This is a genomic window from Anaerocolumna cellulosilytica (assembly GCF_014218335.1).
Classification (GTDB): Bacteria; Bacillota; Clostridia; order Lachnospirales; family Lachnospiraceae; genus Anaerocolumna; species Anaerocolumna cellulosilytica.
In genome coordinates this window covers 910,190-931,343 of record NZ_AP023367.1, presented here as the reverse complement: position 1 = coordinate 931,343, position 21,154 = coordinate 910,190, and the positions used below count along the sequence as shown (strand labels likewise).

Sequence of the window (21,154 nt, the reverse complement as noted above, 5' to 3'; positions counted from 1 at the left end):
GACTTCTCCCGTTTACTCATTGATCCGAACAATTCCATACATATGTGCTTCATCCCTTAACTCAATCATCTGACCGGCACCGCTGCTAAGAATAATTTCTTTTTTCGCAGATATCTCTATACTCTTTACCTTTCCTTTATTTGACACAACGTGATATGGCTTTGGATTACCTAAGTGAAATGTCTGGGTTGACTGTAGGGTTATAGTCTTTCCCTTCACAGAAACTGTACCGTTCTTACCTAGGGTCAGTTGTACCTGATTCTCCTGATTTCCTGAAACAGTTATCGCATCTTTCGTCAATAGCAGTGCTTGCCCCTCTTTTGTGGATAAGGATTTGTTCGCCGGCTCCGCTATTCTATTATAATTAGGTGCTGCCTTATCTGCGGTGTGTAAACAATGGGTTACATAAGCCATCTCCTCATGTTCCGTGGGAAAGTAAATATGTACTTTGCTTTCTGATGCAGGCATGTAGTAAAAATCTCCCGTCTCCCTGACATAAGGAAACCAGGCATTGCCCTCCTTGTCATCGTAAGCATCACCCATACAAAAATGTACCTGCATGCTATTTTTATGTACTTTCTTAACAATGGCTTCTAAGCTAACGCCCTTTATTTTCGAATTGCTTTGATAACTTTTCTTTATTCCTGATACAATCTGCAAGGAATAGTTATATATGACTTCTCCCTGCTTACTTTTCATATGAATTTTAGTTACTGCAGCCTTTTTTCCCTCAAATATCAATTGCATACCTAAAGGGATATATTGTTTGCTTTCAACGCTCCACCTAAGAAAATGATTTTGATTCGTTTTTTCATTTGATAAGCTCTTCCTGTTACGGAATGCATAAAAGTCTGCAATGCTTTTCTTTACTGTATTTTGGGACTCAATTGGTATATTCTTATCCGGCAAGCCAAAATAAAACCGAATTGCTTTTTCCTTAGAATCTGCTACTAATACCCTTCCAAAATGACTTCCTATACGTTTTAGAAATTCCCAGTCTGTTTCCTTATATTGCACAATCACTTGCTCTAACTTAGCCTCCTTCTGGGGAGTATTGACACACTCTGCTCTCCCATAAGGCTGCAAAACGGATTGAATCAATTCTTTATAGGTCATACCGGTATCCATAAATACACGGCTGTGCTCCCTTATATCCAGCTCATAGGTATAGGACACTGCCTGAACTTCCAATATAGCACTGTGATCACGGTATAGGATACGAAGCTTCCTGCATTTTCCGGCAAAAATGACCTCATCCGGGGTACTAACTTTCATACTCTTACCGTAATTATCTTGACGGAAATACTCTTCCGCTTTATCTTCCTCAATGAGAGCTTCTATACAGCACAGGCTATGCTTATTCAGTTTTGCATCAAAGGAAATCGAATGAATCTGCAATACCTCAAAGGGTAACTTAATTTGTAAATTCTCATATTTCATTAACTTGCACTACCCTTTCTTTGTCCGTCATCTGTTATCTCTATCTTTCCGCCATAGATACAAAATATTGTACTTTCACTAACGAGAACACACCCTTCATTCACCGTAATATCTGTTTTTCCTTTTGTCCATTTCATGCAAATGTTAGGATTACAGGTTAAGGATGCTTCCTCCCCTGCCATTACAGCAGGATTTTTCTTACAAGTGCAGGCAGAAAAGGGTTTAATATTCGTAAAAGGCTGATTATCTGCCACCGTTAGAATGGTTTGATCATGAATCTTAACCTTATTGTCTATGGTTTTATTTAATTTGCTCTCTCCTATCCCAAAAGAGCATTGAATGGTTGCGCCATCCACCACATAGGCTATTGCCATACCCATTTCCCCCTAATTAATTTTTACTTCCGTACCGTTTAATTTAATTTCCCCGCTGTCATTTAAGATTACTTTACCACCCTGGTCACTTTGAAGGGTCACACTGTCTGCTGCGGAAATGTTCATCGTATCTTCTGACCTCATAGTAATGGATTGACTTGCGTTGATACTTATACTTCCGCCCGATATGGAGATTCCGCCATTTTTACTTAAGGTAACAGTGGCTTGTCCATCTGCGGATATGATAACACTATCCTTCGTAAACATAACTTTTTTATCATAAATTGTCTGAATATATTTCACCTCAGGATTTCCGCCTGTTTCTCGAATACTGCTGATTGCAAATGCTTCATTTTCTTCATTGCCAGGAAAATATACCCGAACCGAATCCTTTACCTCCGGCATAAAATACCACCCGCTTCCATCCGGGGAGGCTGCGGGTGTAGAATACGGAAACCAATGTGCAGTACTTTTGTTTTGCTCCTTATCAATCTCTAGATGAACCTTAACCTTATCCCCTGATACAGCAAGTACTTTTCCTTCTATAGATACTCCTGTTAATTTGTTCCCGTAGCTTCTGGGCTGTTTCAATCCATTCTTTTTTACCAATACATATGTATTTTCCACTACTCCATTCACTAGCTGATAGGTTAGGCTTTGATTATAATAGCTCTTTTTCTTAAACTGAACCTTCTCCCCTAGTTCTATAAATTCATTGCTTTTCAGGGTATACATAAGGTAATCCGCTTCTTTTACATTCAGTTTTTCATGTTCCTTCATATACTCAAATTGTTCCAACTGACTTACCGCCATATACTCTTTACTATCGATTGTTTGATTTCCGTACTCTGTCGCACCTATATAAAATCTGGTTCCAGTTTGTGATATGTATGGAAACAATCCAAGGTGATAATAGGAAGCAACTCTTTTTATGAATTCCCAATCTGTTTCAGAATATTGCACCCATATCCGTTTGGTTGCTTCCTCCTCTGTATTAAAAATACAAGACCCCTGTGGATATGTTTTTACAATCTGACGTATTAGTTGATGCCAGGACAACTGCACATCTTGGAAAGAACGCTTATGCTTTTTTATATCCATTAAATAGGTATAACTTTTTGCTTTTACATGAAGCTCATAATAATTCGCAACGGCTGTCACTTTAATCTCTGTTATCATCCCGCAAAAAATTGTTTTACTTTGTAATTGTGACTCGATTGATACAACGATTGGCGTTTCATGATCCGTATATAAGTCTTTATCCTTCTGCGTATCTGGAAGAAGTCCTACCAAATATAAAGAGCTGTGTTCATTAATACCTGCTGTTATTTTTAATTTCTGAATGGATATAAAATCAAAGGGCGAGACTTTAATTTCTCCACTGGTAATAGCTTCGTGCATAGTAGATTTACTCCTTTTTTCTATAGTTATATTGATGATTAGGGTGTCAAAAGCCCTAATCCATTTAGAGAATTGCGAAACGATAGGTCTAGAGGTTGGAAGTAGGCAAAATCACCAAAATAAAGGTGACTTGCCACCGCATCGGAACCTGTTTTTGGTGATTTTGACTGGCTCCGACACATAAAATAACAGTTTCGCAATTATCTAATATTTACATCAATTTAACTTTAATCAAATGTATGATATGGATATTAAATTTTATTGCTTTATGCTCCATGTGTTAAGCTTTTCCTTTATGAATTCTGCTTTTGAAGCGCATTTTACAATTCTTCCTTAGTTTTTGTAAAATTTGGTATAATTACTTAGCATATGACAAAAAACGTCAAAGATAAATAGGGTAATGTTCCCATATGAGGTCATAAATAAAAGCCGTCTATCTTCAATTGATTCTGAAGATAGACGGCTCTAAAACACTTTTATACAAGTCAATCATATTCATTACTAGCCTACATATCTGCCATTTTACTTGCAGAACTAAATTTACTCTGTGAAATCTCCTTTCATTTTACACTAGCTTCCATTGCATGCCACGTCTACTTGCAGGTGCGACACTGCCACCAATCAAAGTGTGAAATTACCTTTTAACTTCACACTACTATCCTTGAAACCGGACTCTAAAATTCTCATAATCAAAAGGGGTGATACGAACCGTTGAATACGTAAACTCAATGATAAAGTGCTCATAACTTGCAATACATAATATTGCCAAGCGATACCGTCCATCAGATACTTTATCATGCTCCCATTCATATCCCCTGCTATGCTGAAGATATTTTAAATCAAAGGAGCCACTAAATTTCATATCCTTAACACCTTCAAAATGAAATTTTAAGTTCTCTCCTTTAATAATATAATCCTCATCATCCCAATTATCTTTATTTCCATATACTAAAGCATTCTCAAAAAAAAAGGTACAGGTGTCTTTGTGTATCATGAATTTTACCAATATGCTGTCTGAGAAACAGTATTCAGAAAGCTTATTCAAATACACATTTGGTTCATCAATTAACTTTAATAAGTTTTCTCCCTGATATTTTAACCTTTCTATATTTTGAAAATAAGATACCATCTGTGTATACTGAAATAACTTCTCTAATTCTTCATGAGGTGGACACTTAAAGTGATTTCCTTGTTGAAGCAGCTTTGCCATAAACTGGGCTAACTCATAATCAAAATAAAATTCATATTTCGATTCTTGAGGGTGCTTCTCATTATATAATTCATATCCTTCTCGGAATTCCTTATTTAATGAAGTAATATTATGTAATAAGAAATTTACATATTTGTATTCTAAATTTTGCATTGTTTCACCTTCTAATTACCTGGTATATAAAATATGTGCGTGTTACCAGATGTTTGTGGAGCTATATTTGCATGTACATGATACATATTAAATCGTTTCTCTGGTTTATGAGGATTATCCATGGTAAATCCATATATTGGAGAAGCCACTGTAGCAATATAAGCTGCATGCCCGAAATCAAAGGTAAATACGCTTCTATAAGATGAATTCTGAGCTATTATGACTAATGCATCCGTCTGTGTGATTGCTCTTGTCACCCTTATACCACCTTGTCCAGCGTAATCAACTAAATATGCCTCCCAGTACTCAGTACCTTGTTCTTTCTCAGCTATAACAGCTGCTGTTGTCGTTCTGGCATTTAGTAAATTATTTGCTTCTCTCGTATACCACCTAAGAATTAGATTGTTTGCACCAACAGCTACTGCAGAATATGCTATTGCTACATACGTAAAGGTAAGCAGTCCCATACCAACTATTAAAGCCGCTAAATCTAGAAACGCTAATGCACTGCCAATTCCTATATATGAACCTATTTGCACCAACTGCGCTGCTATTTGCTGAATGGTAAAGGTATAACCTAAGTCTCTCATAAAAATAGAGTAATCACTACTGGCAAAACTTGATATTACCACATCTGCTTCTATCTGATTGCTATAATCCTTATCCAGATTTACTTCCTCCGGAAATGTACCATGTTCCATGTAATAATCATAATATTCATCGGCTAAATCATCAATTATTTTAACTTCTGGATGATTTTGGACCTCTTCTGAAAAATAAGATGCCTCAGAATTACCGTATGACTTATATTTATCAATCAATACCTGTACTTCTGAAATACTTAAATTTTCTAAAACTTCTTCTGGTGGAGTACCCGATTCAACTGCTGTACTAATCTTTTCACTTAAATACTGTATTTTATCAGCCTCTGCTGCATTTACATGATTTGCAGTAATACTAAACAGTAAGATTACACAAATTACTAATGACATTAGTCTTTTAAATACTATTTTCTTCATAGTTCGTCTCCTTTACATATAATCGCTTATTAAGGTTAATTAGTTACATTAATAAAAATCTACTCCTCTCTTTAAATCTTTTCATATGCAGATTTATTTTACAATATATTTCTTATTTTGTAAAACTTTTACTTGCTGTTATTAATATTAATATACCAAAAACACTTGTTTTCCTCTATTTTTCAACACAATATTACTATTATCCTTAAAATTGAACCTAGCATCCAAAATTAATCAAAAACCCCATTCAACCAAATATTAGATACTTCTAGATACTTCGCTCCCCCATGTACAAATCTAAGCAACTGTGCTATACTAAACCAAGTTAGTCTTTTCTAACTAATAGCATAATCCGTCACAAAAGGAGTTTCCTCTATGGATAAATTTAATGAAAAAGAGAAACTGTTTTCCAGAGAGAGCTTTGCCGCTGCTATCCAGATTTTAAACCGGTCAGCTATCTCTCTTATTGATATACGTCATAACTTAATATCTCAGGAGGAATCTGTTCGCAGCTACCTACTTCCTGCCAGTGCCTTCCTTTTCACTGGTGGTAAAGGGGAAGTATTCTTAAATGACACTGCCTATAGTGTTGAGCGCTTCGGTCTGTTCCATGGAGGGAAAGGAACAGAATTGACTATACAGCCTCGATGTGATTGGCTGGAGTACTATCTGGTACTTTATAAGGCTGTAGAACCCTCCTTTCACAAAAGTGAATATATCCGGCTGTTAGAACAAGTAAATCCCTTCCGCCAGCAATACGGCTTTGTCCCAAAGAATCCCATCTTCTTTTCAGAAGAATTGAGAAATATGTTTGAAAAATGGAAAGGGGCAACACCACTGAATTTATTTTATGGAAAAGCCGCCTTTTATCGTTTTATCTATGAAGTGTATGAGGAGTTGGAGCAAGGCAGTATCCATATCTTCGAACCGGACGTCATTATAATGGCAAGGCAATATCTTGAGCGATATTATATGGAGCCAATTTCTATTAATGAATTGTCCTCAATGCTTGGTATCAGTTACAGTCACTTTCATCGCAGCTTTAAACAGCAAACCGGGAAAAGTCCTCAAAAGTATCTGATCGACACACGCTTAACAGCGGCTATGAAGCTGCTTCAAAACAGTCAGGCATCCATTGGTGAAATTGCTGATTTTTGCGGTTTTCAGGATGAACGCAATCTACAGCGGATGTTTTCAAAGAATATAGGTATCACTCCCCATGCCTATAGAGAGAACATGTCGCATTACTTGAGAGATAATGACCTTACAAATCTCATTCCTTTTCCGTATAATGAGGAGAGTCAAGTTAGACTTGACGAACTTAAGAGAAAAGGAGCAACTTCTATGTTAAAACAAATAAGAAGTACAATGGTTGTGGCGGCAATGCTTTCCCTTCTGCTGCTTACGGCATGCAGCACAACTACAACAAATAAAAACGATACGGCACCAACCCCCACGGCAGCAGCTACAGCACAGGAAACAGAGAATACTGAGCCGGTGGAAGAAGGCACGAAAACCATTCATATGGACTACGGAGATGTGGAGATACCAGCTAACCCTGAGCGAGTGGTCGTTATTTTTGTACAAGGAGATTTACTGGCACTTGGAGTGACACCTGTTGCAACCTCTTTCAATGATGACGCAATCTTTGAAAATCAGGCACAAGAGATTACAGTCATTGATGCGTTTTCCATAAATGAGGAAGAGATTATGGCACTTGACCCTGATCTGATTTTATGGAATACCGAAGATGAAGCGGTTTATCAATCTCTTTCAAAAATTGCCCCTACCTTAGCCCGCGACTATTTTTCAATGGATTATCAAGAAAGACTTCGTTTTTTTGGAGAAGTACTAAACCGTTCAGACAAGGCAGAAGAACTGATTCAGGACTTTGAAAATAAAATAGCTGATACAAAGCAGCAGCTTGCTGACAATGGATTAAGTGATAAGAGCGTCTTGTGTATTCAGAATAGGGAGGAGGGTGTTCTCTCGGCTTCCTGGTTTGGAAGAGGTGCCAAGTTAATTTATGACCTGCTAGACTTTAAGGTGCCTGATAAATTACAAGAGGCAATGAGTGACAGCAAGTATGCCAAAAACGGAAGTGTGGAATTATCTTATGAAGTAATCAATGAATATGCCGGTGATTATATTCTTGTGAATGGTTCCTTAGGTGAATTAGAGAATAATGAGATTTGGAAGAACCTTCCGGCAGTAAAGGAAAATCAACTTATCGAAGCTCCTACTAATATGTTTTGGTTTAATGATATCTTAACTATGAATGCCCAGTTAGATTTAGTTCTTGATTCTATGTTGGGAACTGCCCCAAGTAATTAAGAACGCAACCCAACGTTGAAAACTTAAACTTGATAAGATTTATTCTATGATACTTGACCTGAATAAGGAAAGACAAGCAATCTATATACAAAGCTCCGAAACGGTAATATTCTGCCGTTTCGGAGCTTTTATAATAAGTAAGGAACATAACTTTTGTAAAGTTGCCATTTCAAATTCATTGTTTTCTTAACTATTATAGAGTATAATTTTCCTATATAAACAGCAGAAACCTTTGATGTTCTTAGAACAGAGAGCTCGCATGCGAACTCTCTTGCGTTGCGCGTTTGCATAGCAATAATTTCCTTATCAGCGTATTTGCGATCCCCCGGAGGGCTTTTATTTTATAGGATATGCGGAGCACTTTCCTATAAAATAAAAAATAATCCCCACCTGACTGCCCGGTAGGGATTACTTTATACGTTAGTTTATATATGCGACAGCACTTATTTCAATTAATTGTGCCGGAAAAGCAAAGTACGGCACTCCTACAAGTGTTCCCGCCGGACGGTGCTGTCCTAAGTATTCCTTAAACAACTTAATGACGGAATCCGAGTGATTACTAGCATCGGCCAGATAAATTTCCACATAAGCGAGGTTGTATTTCGTGACACCAAATTCCGCTAGCACCTGGTCGATATTTTTAAATGTCTGGCGAGATTGCATTTCAATATCACCCTCGCCTATAAATGTGCCCTCCAAATCGTGGGAAAATTGCCCAGAGATATAGATTGTGCCATTAACGCTGTAGGCTTGGGAAATGCCATGATCCCAAAGATTATGATTATAAGTTTTAATGTTAGCCATTTTTTCTCTCCTCTGCTTTAAAGTAAATTCAGTATAACAAGACTGGGAATAGAAATATAGTACGCACATCATTGTAAGGTACTATTAGAAAGGATAGCGTCAGTTATGGGAATGTCTGCATATAAGGGACAAGTAAAAAATATTAAAGATACACCTTTTGGATACACCTTGTCAGTGATTGGCGGTAAATGGAAAATGGTTATCATATACCTTTTGGCAGAAAATCAGCCAGTCCGCTTTAATGACCTAAAAAGGCAAATTGGCTCGATTACATTTAAAGTATTGAGTTCGCAACTAAAAGAATTGGAATTAGACGGCTTGATAGACCGAAAAGAGTATCCCCAAATTCCTCCTAAAGTTGAGTACCGTCTGACCGCTAAGGCAGAAACGCTCTTACCTGTTTTGGAAGGATTATGCGAATGGGGCGCAAAGAATCAAAATAAATAAATCAGAAGACAATCAGACGTTACAAAAAGCAGCAGAGTAATTTTCCTACTAAAATCACTCTGCTGCTTTTATTTTTATATGAAATGAAACTACTCCGTAAGTAACACTCTATACCCACTTCTTTCTATCACACAGCTATCGGTTATTTTTTCTTTGCTTACACAATCCCTGTAACATCCGGGACAATCAATCTTTAACTCCTTACCACTAAAATTAAAGATATAATATAAGTCCTTCCCTTCATAAGTCCGATGAACTACTTCTAATCCCTCTCCTGCTCCTTTGGCAGTTATAGGGTTTTTAAATAATCCATGTTCCGTACATACCTCTGTAAGAAAATCCCTCATGGTCTCTTTGTCCAGTTCTGTTCCCAGGTAATAAGCAAAGCCTTCTCCGTATGCATTCTTTGAAAATACACCCGCTCCGGTTTTATAATCTTCCAGATAGGAAGCCATGAACAAAGCAGTTTTGTCTTCTGTAGCTGCTAACAGTTCACTCCACATACTGTCGGCACTATCTTTATAGCCGGCCTTTGTTGTCAGCCTGACGGAGGTTTTGTTCCTGTCAAAAACCGGCTCCACCTCCTCTACACTAACTCCAAAAAGGTCTGTTAGTCCTGCCGGAAGGGTTTCTGTATAGCCTACATTATCTTCATTTTTTACACTGGTTAAGAACGTAGCAATTAAAATTCCTCCATGCTTTACGTAGTCCTTTAATTTCTTCCGGTATTTTTTGTCAAGAAGAAAGGCAGAGGGCAGAATTAAAAGCTTATACTTATTAAAGTTCTGTTCTAAGGATATTACGTCGGCATTTACCCCTGCTTCACTTAACCTTTGGTAAAAGGCAGTACAATAATTTAAGTAATGATATACCGGGTCATTTACCGGTTTTATACGTAGTGCCCAGTGGGTATCATAATCAAAGCAGATGGCTGCTTGGTTCCTAAATTCTGCGGCTCCTAGTTTCTCAAGCTGCTTTAATTCCTGCGCCGTATCCTTCATTTCAAAGTACCTTCTCCGAGGCACTCCGTCTAAGTCAACGATGGCGTAATTAAGTTGTTCCGCTCCTATGGGAAAGCTTCTGAATTGAAAGTGCAGCATCATATCTGCGCCATGGGCAAAGCTTTGCATGACTGCCTGCTTTAAGGCACCGGGATTTGGCTGTAATCTGCCAGAACCGCTTAAGCGGTGCCCGCCGCCTGACATGAATTCAAGTACCCAAAAAGGTGCTCCCTCCTTAACCCCTCTGGCAAAGGCATAAGGAAAGGAATCGACTGCCTGATTCCTTAAACCGGGATAATAGTCAAAAGCATAATTACTTAAGGCTTTTGTACTTTTGTAATAATCGATGCTGTTGGTTGCCAGTCCCGTGCCATTGGTGGTGATAGGCAGAGCTGTATAAGCTCTTAGGATTTCTGTCTGAATATCCTGATATTCTATCTGGCTGTCACTGGAGAACCTTTCAAATTCCAGACGAATCGTAGGATTCTCATAAAAAGCATTAATAGACTGCATAGCTCCTACTTCTATAGTATTCACCGGAGGATTTATCTGTTGAAAGGAGTTATATTCCTGTGACCAGAAGATACCACCGCTGCGCTGATTGAATGCTTCTATCGTTTTGTATTTTACCATCAGCCAGTTTCTGAATTTTTCCCGGCATACCGGACAGGTACATCTTCCAGTGCCCTCCTGTGCCGGCTCATTATCTAACTGAAAGCCTGCTACATATGGATTCTGCCCATAATGCTTACCGATTTCCTCTGCAATGCGTCTTGAGTATTCTCTATAAGCTTTATGATTGTAACAATAATGTCTCCGTCCTCCAAAGGGTCTTCTTATTCCCCGGTTATCCATATATAATAGGTCGGGATGTTTTTCTACCAGCCAGGCAGGAGGGCAGGCCGTAGGGGTACAGACAATCGTTTTGATTCCGCACTTCCCTAATTCCTCCACCACTTCATCAAGCCATTCAAAGTAATATTCGCCTTCAATAGGTTCAAATCTGCACCAGGCAAATTCCCCCATTCTTACGGTATTAATTCCTGATTCTTTCAGAAGATTCATGTCATGTGTCAGTTCTTCTTTTGTTTTATGTTCCGGGTAATAAGAAACGCCATAATACATATTATTAACCATGTCCTTTCCGCTACCTGTAAATCTTAAGCTACAGGCTTATTCTCTTACTCTTTCCCAGTAAAATAAATCTGACTGTCCTCATTTTTCTCTACCTTGGCATCCAGAGTAAGTTTTATAATATAATCCGGTGCCTCCGGTAGATTGGGAAGCTCTATCTTTACCTGATTTGTGTTCTGTGTAAAGAAACAGCTTACCCCATCAAGAGTTTCACAAGAAAGTATCTTATGGGTGATACCCGGAAGAGAAAGCTTAGCAAATGCTTGACGGTCAAGTACATGCAGATAGATGTTATTCTCTCTGTAAGTAGTTCCGTACACTCCATCTACAGGCTCCATAGGGCCTCCCCTGGTGCTGTATATACTTTCTCCGTTCTTTGCCAACCACTGTCCGATTTCCCTGATACGGCTTGTAACCTCTTCGGATAACTTTCCATTCTTATCCGGGGCAACATTCACCAGCCAGTTACCATCACGGCATACAACATTCACCATCATCTGTATTAACCAGTCAAAGTCTGATACAGGATCTTCTGCCATCCAGCCCCAGGAGCTTCCGCTGCATACACACATGTTCTTTTCCCAGGGTACCGGTATTATGCCTCCTTTGATTTCATGTGAGCCTTCATCACAGTAGAAATCTCCTTCCCAACCGGAGCGGGGATTGATTATAGTTTTTGGATTATATTCACGGACGATTTTATTTAGTTTAATAGGTTCCCAGAACCAAGCACTAGAGGTATCACTGCCTTTGTGGGCAAGCCAGCCCCCGTCATACCACATAATATCTATCTGTCCGTAATTACTGCATAATTCCCTCACCTGATCATAGCATTGCTTTTTCATTAAAAGGGCATTGTCCGGCAGCCCTTCCGGGTCAAAATATCCCGGAAAACGCCAGTCCATAGGGGAATAATACACGCCCACCTTCAGACCGTCTTCTCTGCAAGCTTCTGTATATTCCTTTACAAAGTCTCGTTTTGAGCCGGTATTATAGCTTGTAAACCCTTCATAACTGCCGGGACTGTCCCAGAGGGCAAAACCGTCATGGTGTCTTGTTACCATAACCATGTATTTTGCTCCAAAGTCTTTAGCAAGTCCTGTTAATTCCTTCATTGAAAAATCTTTAGGATTAAATTCCTCTGCAAGTGCTTCATATTCATCCTTAGGAATCTGTTCGTTAAATCTTGCCCATTCCCCTCTGCCTAAGATAGAATAAAGTCCCCAGTGAAAGAACATTCCGATTTTCGCATCCCGCCACCATGTAAGGTCTTCCGGTGAAAGTTTTAGTTCCGGGCTTTTTAAGCCTCCAAGGCTTTTAAAATTAATACTGCTTTTCAACATGGATTTTAGTTCTGCGCCTGTCATTTCCCTTGGCTGCTTTTTGTCCATTCCTGTTCCTCCCTTTTATACATTGAAATTGAAACATGAGTCTTTTGACTTTGAGCGAGTTGCAGGTTCAATATAAAAAGCAGGGTTCTTGACTCCCGAATTATAATAGACCTTCCTCTATTCGTACAACCAGTCTAAAGTATCCAGTCCTTCTCCTGCCAAACCTGCATTTCTTGGTACCAGCTTTACAGCCTTTGGTACAACACCTGCAATCACAAAGGCTCCAGTGCCAAGATAGATTTCATGCGTTCCCTTCTCATACTGGAAAGCATGAATGTCAATGGGAGGACAGCCTTCTGCCTTTAAGGCATTGGTATAGACTGGTGAGAGACCACCTCTGTCATCGGCATGGGTGTTGGTTTCTAAATCCGGCACCTGTAACCACTCCACTCCCTTTGCTTTCATATAACCTATCAGTATCTGGCTGTCTTCGGAAAGTTCTATCTGTACGGTAACACCTTTTTCAATGGCTTCTCCAAGACCAAGGCGAATTCCGGTAAGACCGGTGATTTCGGGGGCAAGGTTTTGAATCTTAAACTCACAGTCTGTAAAAACACTGTTTTTCTTCTCTATGGTATAGGTCTCGCAGGTTGGTGATAATAGCGCAAAAGGTACCTCTGAAAGAGCTGTTATATGGTCTGTGTTCTCCTCTGTATTTCCCGGAAGTATACCATTTTCTAAGTTCTTAAGGTGCTCTTTGTAATTACAAAGCTCTTTTTCATATTCCGGCAGACACTGTATCCAATGTCCATAGGTTTCTCCGTTAGGAAATGGTATTTTACGCTGGGGTGTCTGCATGCTGTTGGCATAGAGATAGGTTTCCTCTGTAAGCTGTGCCAGCTGCCTGTAAAGAGATAAACTGTTCTCCATATATGGAAGTGCTTCCTGAAGCAAGCTTATATCCCCCATACAGTTCGAATCCATTGTGTATTTGTATTTTAGTATTTTCATAGCCCCTTTAAGCTTTTCATTATAGCTTTCACTCATCAGGTAAATCGCTTTTACATCCTTACAGATTCTTAAGAATTCCTGATTGTCTGGCGAGAAATGCACCTTTGCCTCTTCGCATTTGTCGAAAGCTCGCTTTGCAAAGTAGGATACATCTGAAATCATATCATAAGGTGTTTCTCCAAAATGAGTTTCCCCGTTTAGCTCTTTCTCAATATAGTCCTCCGGCTGTTCTCCGGTACGCGCTACGGAATACCAAAGTTCTTTATTAGGGCGGTATCTGGTTACATTGGTTAACTGACTCATGGACATACCAAGACTTAGGGTCTGTCTGTTACCTTCTGTAATCCCGATTCTGCCAAGAATTTTAGGTGCACATTCTCCGGCACTTTCCATAGCTTCCATCAAAAGTCTTCCGCCTTCTAAATTCGTGCCGTAATACTTTGCATATACTTCCGCCCAGTATCTTTTCTCATCTCTTTCATCCCTGTCAGGGTTCCAGGCATACCGAAACCATGCTTTAAACCAGATGTAATCTCTATCTAACTGTTTTAGACGAGGTTCTGTCTTATCCGGTGAATAAGGCCAATCCCAGTAAAATAGAGGATATAAATGTAAGCCGTTGGCTCCCAGGCGGTTCTTGGATGCCTGCACGCATTTTTGGATAAAGAACGGTGCTTGAAAACGGAAGGGTTCTAAATCCGCTAATATATGCACATTGATTATGTGTGTTGTCCCAAGGTTGCTTAAGGACTGGTGAATTTTTTGCCAGTTTCCCTTGGGATAATAGGTTGTTAAGCTCTCTCCATTGTATTTCCACATGGTATAAAGATTGGAATAGCTTTGCACAGCCTTATTCATAGCATCTACCGGATCACAATCATGACCTCTCAAGATAATGGGCGGTTCTTCTTTTATGCCTGCCTGTTTGATTCCCTCTTTTACTGCCGGAAGAATAGTATCTACAAACCATTCTGTTTTATTTTGATTTCCTCGTAAAGCTTCCCCTAAGCATACCATAAGTCCGATATTTGGAAATGCCTTAATGAATTCGATGATAGATTTTGCTGTATAATCCGCTACTAATGGTGTTATCTTGCTTTGAAGAAGCTCCAGGTTATGATGCTTTGCAAAGGGATAGGGGATATGTATGTTATAGAATTTTAATACTACCCAGATACCCCTTTTGTCACATTCCTCTGTCAACCAGGCAAATACTTCATGATTTAATTGGTAATCCTCCTCCGATACTTCTAACGCTTCCGGATAATCCGCTACCTTTACTAAGGAGGAAAAGGGATGTCCACTCCAGATATAAAGGATATTACACCTTTCCTTTAACATCATATCAAGGAATTCCTGCCACATGGCTTTGTCATAAAACCAAGGAAAACGTCCGGGCGTTATTGGGTATTCATAAGTTAATCTGGGCGGTTCAATTTTTGTCAATTGAAGACCAAGAGACGGACCTCTTAACTTAAATGCAGGTTTATCATAAAAAGCAAGTTCCCTGGGTATCATTGCCTCTTCTTCAATTCTCTCTATCAGTTCCAAAGTGCCATATAACGCTCCCGTATCAGAGCCGCCGGATACTACAGTTAACCTTGCCGGACAGGTACCAAGGTAAAATCCCTCTCCCTCCGGTATAAAAGAATGATAGATTAATAGCTCTTTCTCCGTCAGCCAGGTTGTAAAAGTATCCTCTTTACAGCCTATATATATCTTTTCTCCCTGTAATTCCCTGTAGTTATTGTAACCTTTAAGAGTTTCTTCCTTAACATAGGTTACTTCAAAACCTAATGCTGCTAGTACTTCTGAAAGCTTCTTAATGGCAAACTGTAATCTCTTTTTATCCTTTTGTCCCTGAATAATGGTTACTTGTTTTAAATTATTTAACGAACTATTTATCATAGGCTTATATTCCTTCTCTTAAGTACTTCCGAAATCTTTGTTACCATTCCTGTCTTCATGGATTCCTCCATCGCTTCCATAATAGCAAGTGTGTGAATTCCTTCGGTCAAGTCAGGCTTTGGAGTCGCTCCGTTATTCATACATTGTGCAAAGTATTCAATATAGTTCTGGTACTCTCCTGCGTGATGACTTTCCTGTTCAAAACGGAAATAATAAGGATGTTTTTCATCATAGGTATGCAGCTCTGCTGTTTTTTGAATCGGCTGGAAATTCGTATAATATTTTAGTTTGGGATAGCCGGAACGGCTGATACCCTTAGTCCCTCTTAAAGTACAGCTAATAGATTGTTCTACAGCACTTCCAAGGGTCGGCAGGGCATAGATCCCATTTACTGCGGCACTTCTTCCGTTTTTATCCTTTAGTATGAATTTCATGGTATCCGGTACCGTTAAGTTATAGGCTTTTGTATTTTCACTGGTTACTCCAACACCATATACATCCTCTATATCTGGTAAATACCAGGCTGCCAAATCGACTGCATGAATCATAAAATTGTACATCCAGGAAAAACCTGCCTGATGACTCCAGTTTTTTTCTAAAAACCATCTGGCATCACTGATATAGTGGGTTTCTATGGAATCTAATTCCCCGTGTTTTCCTGCGTCGTAGTCTTCTCTCTGTCGCTTGATTGGCTCAAAATATCTGGAACTCTGTCCCACGAATACAGCCTTTCCTGTTCTTCTCTGCACTTCTAACAGTTCATTAGCCTCGTCTAAGGATACCATTAATGGTTTCGTACATATTACATGCTTTCCGGCTTCTAATGCCATTTTTATATGTTTTGCATGGAGTTGGTCAGGAGTATAGATACCGATTACGTCAATGTCCTTATCCTGTAACATTTCTTCGTAACTTAGGGTATACTTTGAAAAGCCAAATTCCTGGCATCTTTCCTTACACAACTCTTCATTTAAGTCACAAATATTACCCAATGTCCATAACTCACTCCTTTGTGCTGCTGATATAATGCTTCTTCCTTCTCCAAGTCCCAACACACCTAAATTCCATTTTTTGCTCATAATAACCTCCATCTGCCGCTTCAGCGGCTACAAATACTGAACGAAAAGCACCCTCTGTGCTTTTTGCCGGTTGAAAAATGCTTTTCTTCTCAACTTATTCTGCCGTTATGCCGGCAATTAAACTTGTCTTAAGTTTCTCACTATATAAACCAATCTATAGCTTACATTGCATTTTATACTTTTATCTTAACAATTCTCCTGCTTCTTTGCTTTCTCTTAATTTCGCAATACTTGCACTATCTTTGGATTTTTTTCGGTACTGTTTTGGGGTCACCCCCAACAATTCCTTAAAGGCACGGTTAAAATAGGATAAACCATTGTACCCCGAGAGCAGAGCAATCTCCGTGATAGATTCTTCCGTAGTTCGCAAAAGTCGGCAGCTATGGTTAATTCGTACCTTCTGGATATATTCAAAAATGGTCATATCCATAACCTCCTTAAAGAAAGTACACATATAGGTCTTATTTAACATCGCCCGCTTCGCCAAATCCTCAAGTACAATCTGCTCTCTATAATTTTCCTGAATATAGTCAAGAACAGGATTCATCCTCTCATATTGCCTATAGATGTTCTTACCTTCTCCTCCAAGCTCATGGTTTGCCTTGCAGTAGCGGTAGAGGATTGCCAGAAACAGCAGTACTGCCGCCTTTACCACCAATTGCCAGCCCTCTTTTTTCTCCCGGTATTCTTTGTTTATCTTAAACAGGTGTTCACAAAGTTCCAAATAATGTTCATTTCCACCCGGAATACGATTAGAAAACTGCGTATTCCGATTAAAAAAAGGTTCCAGATAGTCATATTCCTTGGGGTTTTCCCACACAAACCGGCTGTCAAATACCAGCACCATAATAGTAAAATCCTCACCATGTACTGCCATATGCCGTTCTGCATTGTTTATAATGAAAATATCACCTGGTTCAATGGGATACATCTGCTGCTCTATGATATAATGTCCCTTTCCATGCTTGACATAATTGATTTCAAGACAATCGTGACAATGGATGGTATCCTGTCTGGCGTTTGTTTCAAATAGCTGGAACCGAAAGCCTTCTTCAAAACGAAAATGTTCCCGAATATAGTTCAATTCCATCCCTCCGTTTTTAAGCCGTCTAAGTATTTGTACCTGACCAGTTCCTAACTATCCTTATTTAGTCCAAAGGCTACAAAACTGTAAGCATCCATCCAGTAATTCTTACTGCGGTCACCAAGGTCGGTTCCGTCGGCTTCTGATTCCCTCTCTACCCAGCTCCATTCACCCGTAAAACTGCTTGGTCCTACATTGTAGCATTCTCCCTTCGTATGATGATGGGGCCCAAGAAGGTTTCTGTTAGATGCATACAGAACAAAAGTAATTTCATTTTCTCCCTCTATTATTTCTGATGTAATATCTGCTTTGTAAGGTGCCCACAGGGAGGTTTTAACGAATTTTCCATTGACAAAAAGCTGTACCACCGGAGCATTTTGTTTACCATAATGAAGTATAATATTTTTATTCCTGAACTCTTCTGAATTCTTATTTATTCGTATCTGTTTTGTGATGGTGAGAGTTTCTCCAAAGAATAAAAGCCCTTGGGTTGTAAAATTAGTATGGGTAAAATGCTTAGGCATCTCCTTGATAACAAAAGGACCTTCTGTCTGGACTGTATTACGCCCTGCCGGTAAAAATGCCGTCTGGCTGTATACACCAAAGTCCCCTGTTATGTATACGGCTTCGATCTCCATGTCATAGGTGAGTTTATTTAATTCTGTTTCGTAAACATTCTCTCCGTACAATACATCATACACCTTTTGTTTTTGCTCAAATCTCCCCTTTAGTACAATCACATTCTGACCGTTTTGAACATGGGATTTTATGGCTAGTCTAACAAAGGCTTTATCTTTCCAATAACTGCTTTGTGTTTTATCAATTACTTCCCCATTAACAGTGATATCATAGCGATTTGCATCCTCCAGACACAAAAATAAGTTCTCATTATTTTGTAAATCCATATCTACATAAAATTCATAGCGTAGTTCTATATCACAGCTTCTCTTTAAATCCAGAAGTCTCTTCATCAATTTAATTGCCGGAATTGGCCCTATCGTTTCATTTCCATCAATAATACAGGTACATATGTCAAGAGTTAAAGAATTATGCCCCATCTCTTTTATGTCCCAATCGGTGCCGGCCGGCAGAATTACCGATGTATTAAAACATGTTGAAACATCCTCTGTTTTGACTTCCTCCTGTAGGTACACCAGATGAGACTGCATTGGCTCAAACGTTAATTCAAATGTTGTATTACTTCCTTTGGTGTATGCCATTCCTTCTGTTTCTCCGGTTTCCCCTATTAACTTAAGGGGGACCCCTGCTTTTCCAAGTACTGTAACCGTAACCTGACTGGTCTTTTCCTGGCTGTGATTGACAAGGAATAACAACGTTCCTTCCCCAGTCTCTCTAATCTGGCAGGCGATGTTTGCTTCTTCTCCATTCGTTCCGGTAATACTTACTGTCTGTAAGGCAGTATCCTTACAATACCTTAAAATATCGGAAGTCTTTCGTCTGATTACCTTATTCCTTAATTCCTCTAAGTCCTTTCTGCTGCCATTGGTATAGTCCGGGAACTCACCGATTGATACCACCTTTCCCCCTTTTGATAGAAAGGTAAGCAAAAGCTTTAAGGTTATTTCATCTATTGTATACATGGTAGGCAGAATAACCCCCCGGTATGACATTTCTCCAACCTGAAACAGATTGTTATGAATTCTTCCGTATTTGCTGATTATGGTTTCATCTCCGTAGTGATAACTAATATGGAGGGCAGAAAGTTCCGTCGAAAGTTTACAAAATTCCTGATCCAAAGCTATTAACCTTTCCGTCCGGGTTCCGTCAAAGGTAATATAACCGCTTCTCATAGGATGAAGGACTAAGAATACAGCTTCTTCCTTTCCAGCCGATAATACAGCACCTAAACGTCCTGCATAATCATTGAAGTTCTTATATTCACTCCACCAGCTCTGCTGTAAGAATAATGATGGTGGATAATCCCTCTTTCTTGAGCCTTTTAAGGAATACGCCTGCAAATGCTGGCACAATAGATTCACGCCGTTCACATACTGCCATTCCATAATCCACTTTAGTTCCTCAAAGGACACATTCCACCCTGTTAAAGCGAAAGATTCTGTTAATACTTGTTTTCTTCCAAGCTGGCTGGCCACGGAACTTACCTGCTTACCAATTACAGGTGTTTCAATTCGGCGTCTTAACCAATCAATACCTGGTATGTGTTCATATTCATAAAAGGGCATCACCCCTCCGGTGGTAGACATCTGACTGAATATAGTTTCTTCCATCATAATATGTCCGGTCACATAGCAGTTATGTTCCTCACACCAATCATACATATTCTTCATGTAATTGGTTACAAACAAATCATTTACCAACCTGTGAAAGTCATAGCGCACCTTCTCAAACTCAGAGTATTCATAAAACAAGCAAGGCAGGTATTCTATTAAATCATACTCATATCTTTTATGAAATTCCTCCCTTAATCCGTCCGACCAGGGAAGCTGACCCATTTTACAGGTAAACCGAGGCTCATCGGTAAAAAACCCCTTCATGGTTTTTCCGAATTCCTCACCAAACCTGTCATAATATACCTGGTGGGTAACCTTTAAGAAGGCATCAATTGCTTCTTTACTCATAACATCAATATAGTAGGGCTGAACCCTTCTGCGGATTACCAGCAGACTCTCAAACCGGCTAAAATCAGTATCTTCTACAAATGTATATGAGTCCTTTCCGTAAAGTGAATATGCACCCAGAATCTCTTCCCTTGCAAGCTCTTTCGGATGTTGCAGCACTTCTGCTGTCATATATTTTGCCTGGTATGCCTCTGCCATTCCATTGACAATTCCCCCTGCAAAACCACTGGGCCATCCTTCATCGTCATATATCCAGGCATGCATACCTGTTTCTTTCCCTTTTTTGACCCCTTCCTCAATACAATCACACCAGTTTTTACCCAGATACTCTACTTTTAGCCCGCTTCTGCCATGCATAAAGTATCCTCCAAGGCCGGCTGTTGACATCTCCTCAATCTGGCGGTTCAGTTCCTCCTTTTGCAGCTCATCGTTCCAAGACCAAAAGGGAATGGGACGGTACTGTCTTCCCGGGTGTTTAAATTCCTTTAACATGCCTATCTCCTCCTGTTAAAATCTATCTGTTGCGCTTATTATAGTTTAGAAAAAACGGCTTTTCAATGAGTCCCCTAATCGTATCTTTAATTTGTACTATTTTTCGATGTAAGTGCAAAATTCTTTTTAACTTCTTAATAGTTACCGCATACTTAGATTTAAGTACTACAAGCCTTTTTAGAATATTTATGCTGGCAAATGGTACAATCCAGAAAGAAAATCCAAACATAAGGCTTTGGGCTTGTACCTTGCCACAGCAACAAGAAAAACTAGGCTTTTGATACTCGATTTCTATTTTAGTAACTATTTAAACTATTTTTATCCAAATAAAA

General features: G+C 39.2%; 14 protein-coding genes. 2 read left to right on the top strand and 12 right to left on the bottom strand.

What is annotated here, in order from left to right; genetic code table 11:
• Nucleotides 1–12: 12 nt before the first annotated feature.
• The 5 genes from acsn021_RS04070 to acsn021_RS04050 all read right to left on the bottom strand — a co-directional run bounded on the left by acsn021_RS04070 (nt 13) and on the right by acsn021_RS04050 (nt 5,597).
• Nucleotides 13–1,440 (bottom strand): hypothetical protein, encoded by a 1,428-nt coding sequence (locus acsn021_RS04070; protein ID WP_184095175.1) that lies wholly within the window; start codon nt 1,438–1,440, stop codon nt 13–15.
• Nucleotides 1,440–1,814: a DUF4280 domain-containing protein gene (locus tag acsn021_RS04065; protein ID WP_184095173.1), complete on the bottom strand. Its 375-nt coding sequence runs from the start codon at nt 1,812–1,814 to the stop codon at nt 1,440–1,442. The genes acsn021_RS04070 and acsn021_RS04065 overlap by 1 nt, the downstream gene beginning before the upstream one ends.
• Nucleotides 1,815–1,826: 12 nt before the next feature.
• Nucleotides 1,827–3,215 (bottom strand): contractile injection system protein, VgrG/Pvc8 family, encoded by a 1,389-nt coding sequence (locus tag acsn021_RS04060; RefSeq protein ID WP_184095171.1) that lies wholly within the window; start codon nt 3,213–3,215, stop codon nt 1,827–1,829.
• Nucleotides 3,216–3,870: 655 nt separating this feature from the next.
• Entirely contained in the window at nt 3,871–4,578 is a 708-nt protein-coding gene (locus acsn021_RS04055) for a hypothetical protein (protein ID WP_184095169.1), read from the bottom strand.
• Between the two features lie 11 nt (nt 4,579–4,589).
• Nucleotides 4,590–5,597, bottom strand: a complete 1,008-nt coding sequence (locus tag acsn021_RS04050; RefSeq protein WP_184095167.1) for a hypothetical protein — start codon at nt 5,595–5,597, stop codon at nt 4,590–4,592.
• Nucleotides 5,598–5,972: 375 nt separating this feature from the next.
• Here acsn021_RS04050 and acsn021_RS04045 point away from each other — a divergent pair, with 375 nt between their 5' ends.
• A complete protein-coding gene (locus tag acsn021_RS04045; protein WP_184095165.1) occupies nt 5,973–7,931 on the top strand; it encodes an AraC family transcriptional regulator in 1,959 nt (652 codons plus the stop codon).
• A 420-nt stretch (nt 7,932–8,351) separates the two neighbouring features.
• Here acsn021_RS04045 and acsn021_RS04040 read toward each other — a convergent pair whose 3' ends face one another.
• A complete protein-coding gene (locus acsn021_RS04040) occupies nt 8,352–8,735 on the bottom strand; it encodes a RidA family protein (RefSeq protein ID WP_184095163.1) in 384 nt (127 codons plus the stop codon).
• A 105-nt stretch (nt 8,736–8,840) separates the two neighbouring features.
• Between acsn021_RS04040 and acsn021_RS04035 the strand changes: the two genes are divergently transcribed.
• Nucleotides 8,841–9,182 (top strand): winged helix-turn-helix transcriptional regulator, encoded by a 342-nt coding sequence (locus acsn021_RS04035; RefSeq protein ID WP_184095161.1) that lies wholly within the window; start codon nt 8,841–8,843, stop codon nt 9,180–9,182.
• An 89-nt stretch (nt 9,183–9,271) separates the two neighbouring features.
• On the opposite strand, the gene acsn021_RS04030 is transcribed toward acsn021_RS04035, so the two are convergent.
• The 6 genes from acsn021_RS04030 to acsn021_RS04005 form a co-directional block, all read right to left on the bottom strand.
• On the bottom strand, nt 9,272–11,320 hold the full coding sequence (locus tag acsn021_RS04030; RefSeq protein WP_243167966.1) for a beta-galactosidase: 2,049 nt from the start codon (nt 11,318–11,320) through the stop codon (nt 9,272–9,274).
• 44 nt (nt 11,321–11,364) lie between these two features.
• Nucleotides 11,365–12,708 carry an alpha-L-fucosidase gene (locus acsn021_RS04025; RefSeq protein ID WP_184095159.1) on the bottom strand — a complete coding sequence of 448 codons (1,344 nt, stop codon included), beginning with the start codon at nt 12,706–12,708 and terminating at the stop codon, nt 11,365–11,367.
• Nucleotides 12,709–12,825: 117 nt separating this feature from the next.
• Entirely contained in the window at nt 12,826–15,567 is a 2,742-nt protein-coding gene (locus tag acsn021_RS04020) for a hypothetical protein (protein WP_197978593.1), read from the bottom strand.
• Nucleotides 15,564–16,646: a Gfo/Idh/MocA family protein gene (locus tag acsn021_RS04015; RefSeq protein ID WP_184095157.1), complete on the bottom strand. Its 1,083-nt coding sequence runs from the start codon at nt 16,644–16,646 to the stop codon at nt 15,564–15,566. Before acsn021_RS04015 ends, acsn021_RS04020 begins: the two co-directional genes overlap by 4 nt.
• Before the next feature lie 181 nt (nt 16,647–16,827).
• Nucleotides 16,828–17,730 carry a helix-turn-helix transcriptional regulator gene (locus tag acsn021_RS04010; RefSeq protein ID WP_184095155.1) on the bottom strand — a complete coding sequence of 301 codons (903 nt, stop codon included), beginning with the start codon at nt 17,728–17,730 and terminating at the stop codon, nt 16,828–16,830.
• A gap of 50 nt (nt 17,731–17,780) precedes the next feature.
• Complete coding sequence (locus tag acsn021_RS04005; protein ID WP_184095153.1) at nt 17,781–20,822, bottom strand: glycosyl hydrolase; 3,042 nt, start codon at nt 20,820–20,822, stop codon at nt 17,781–17,783.
• Between the last annotated feature and the right edge of the window lie 332 nt (nt 20,823–21,154).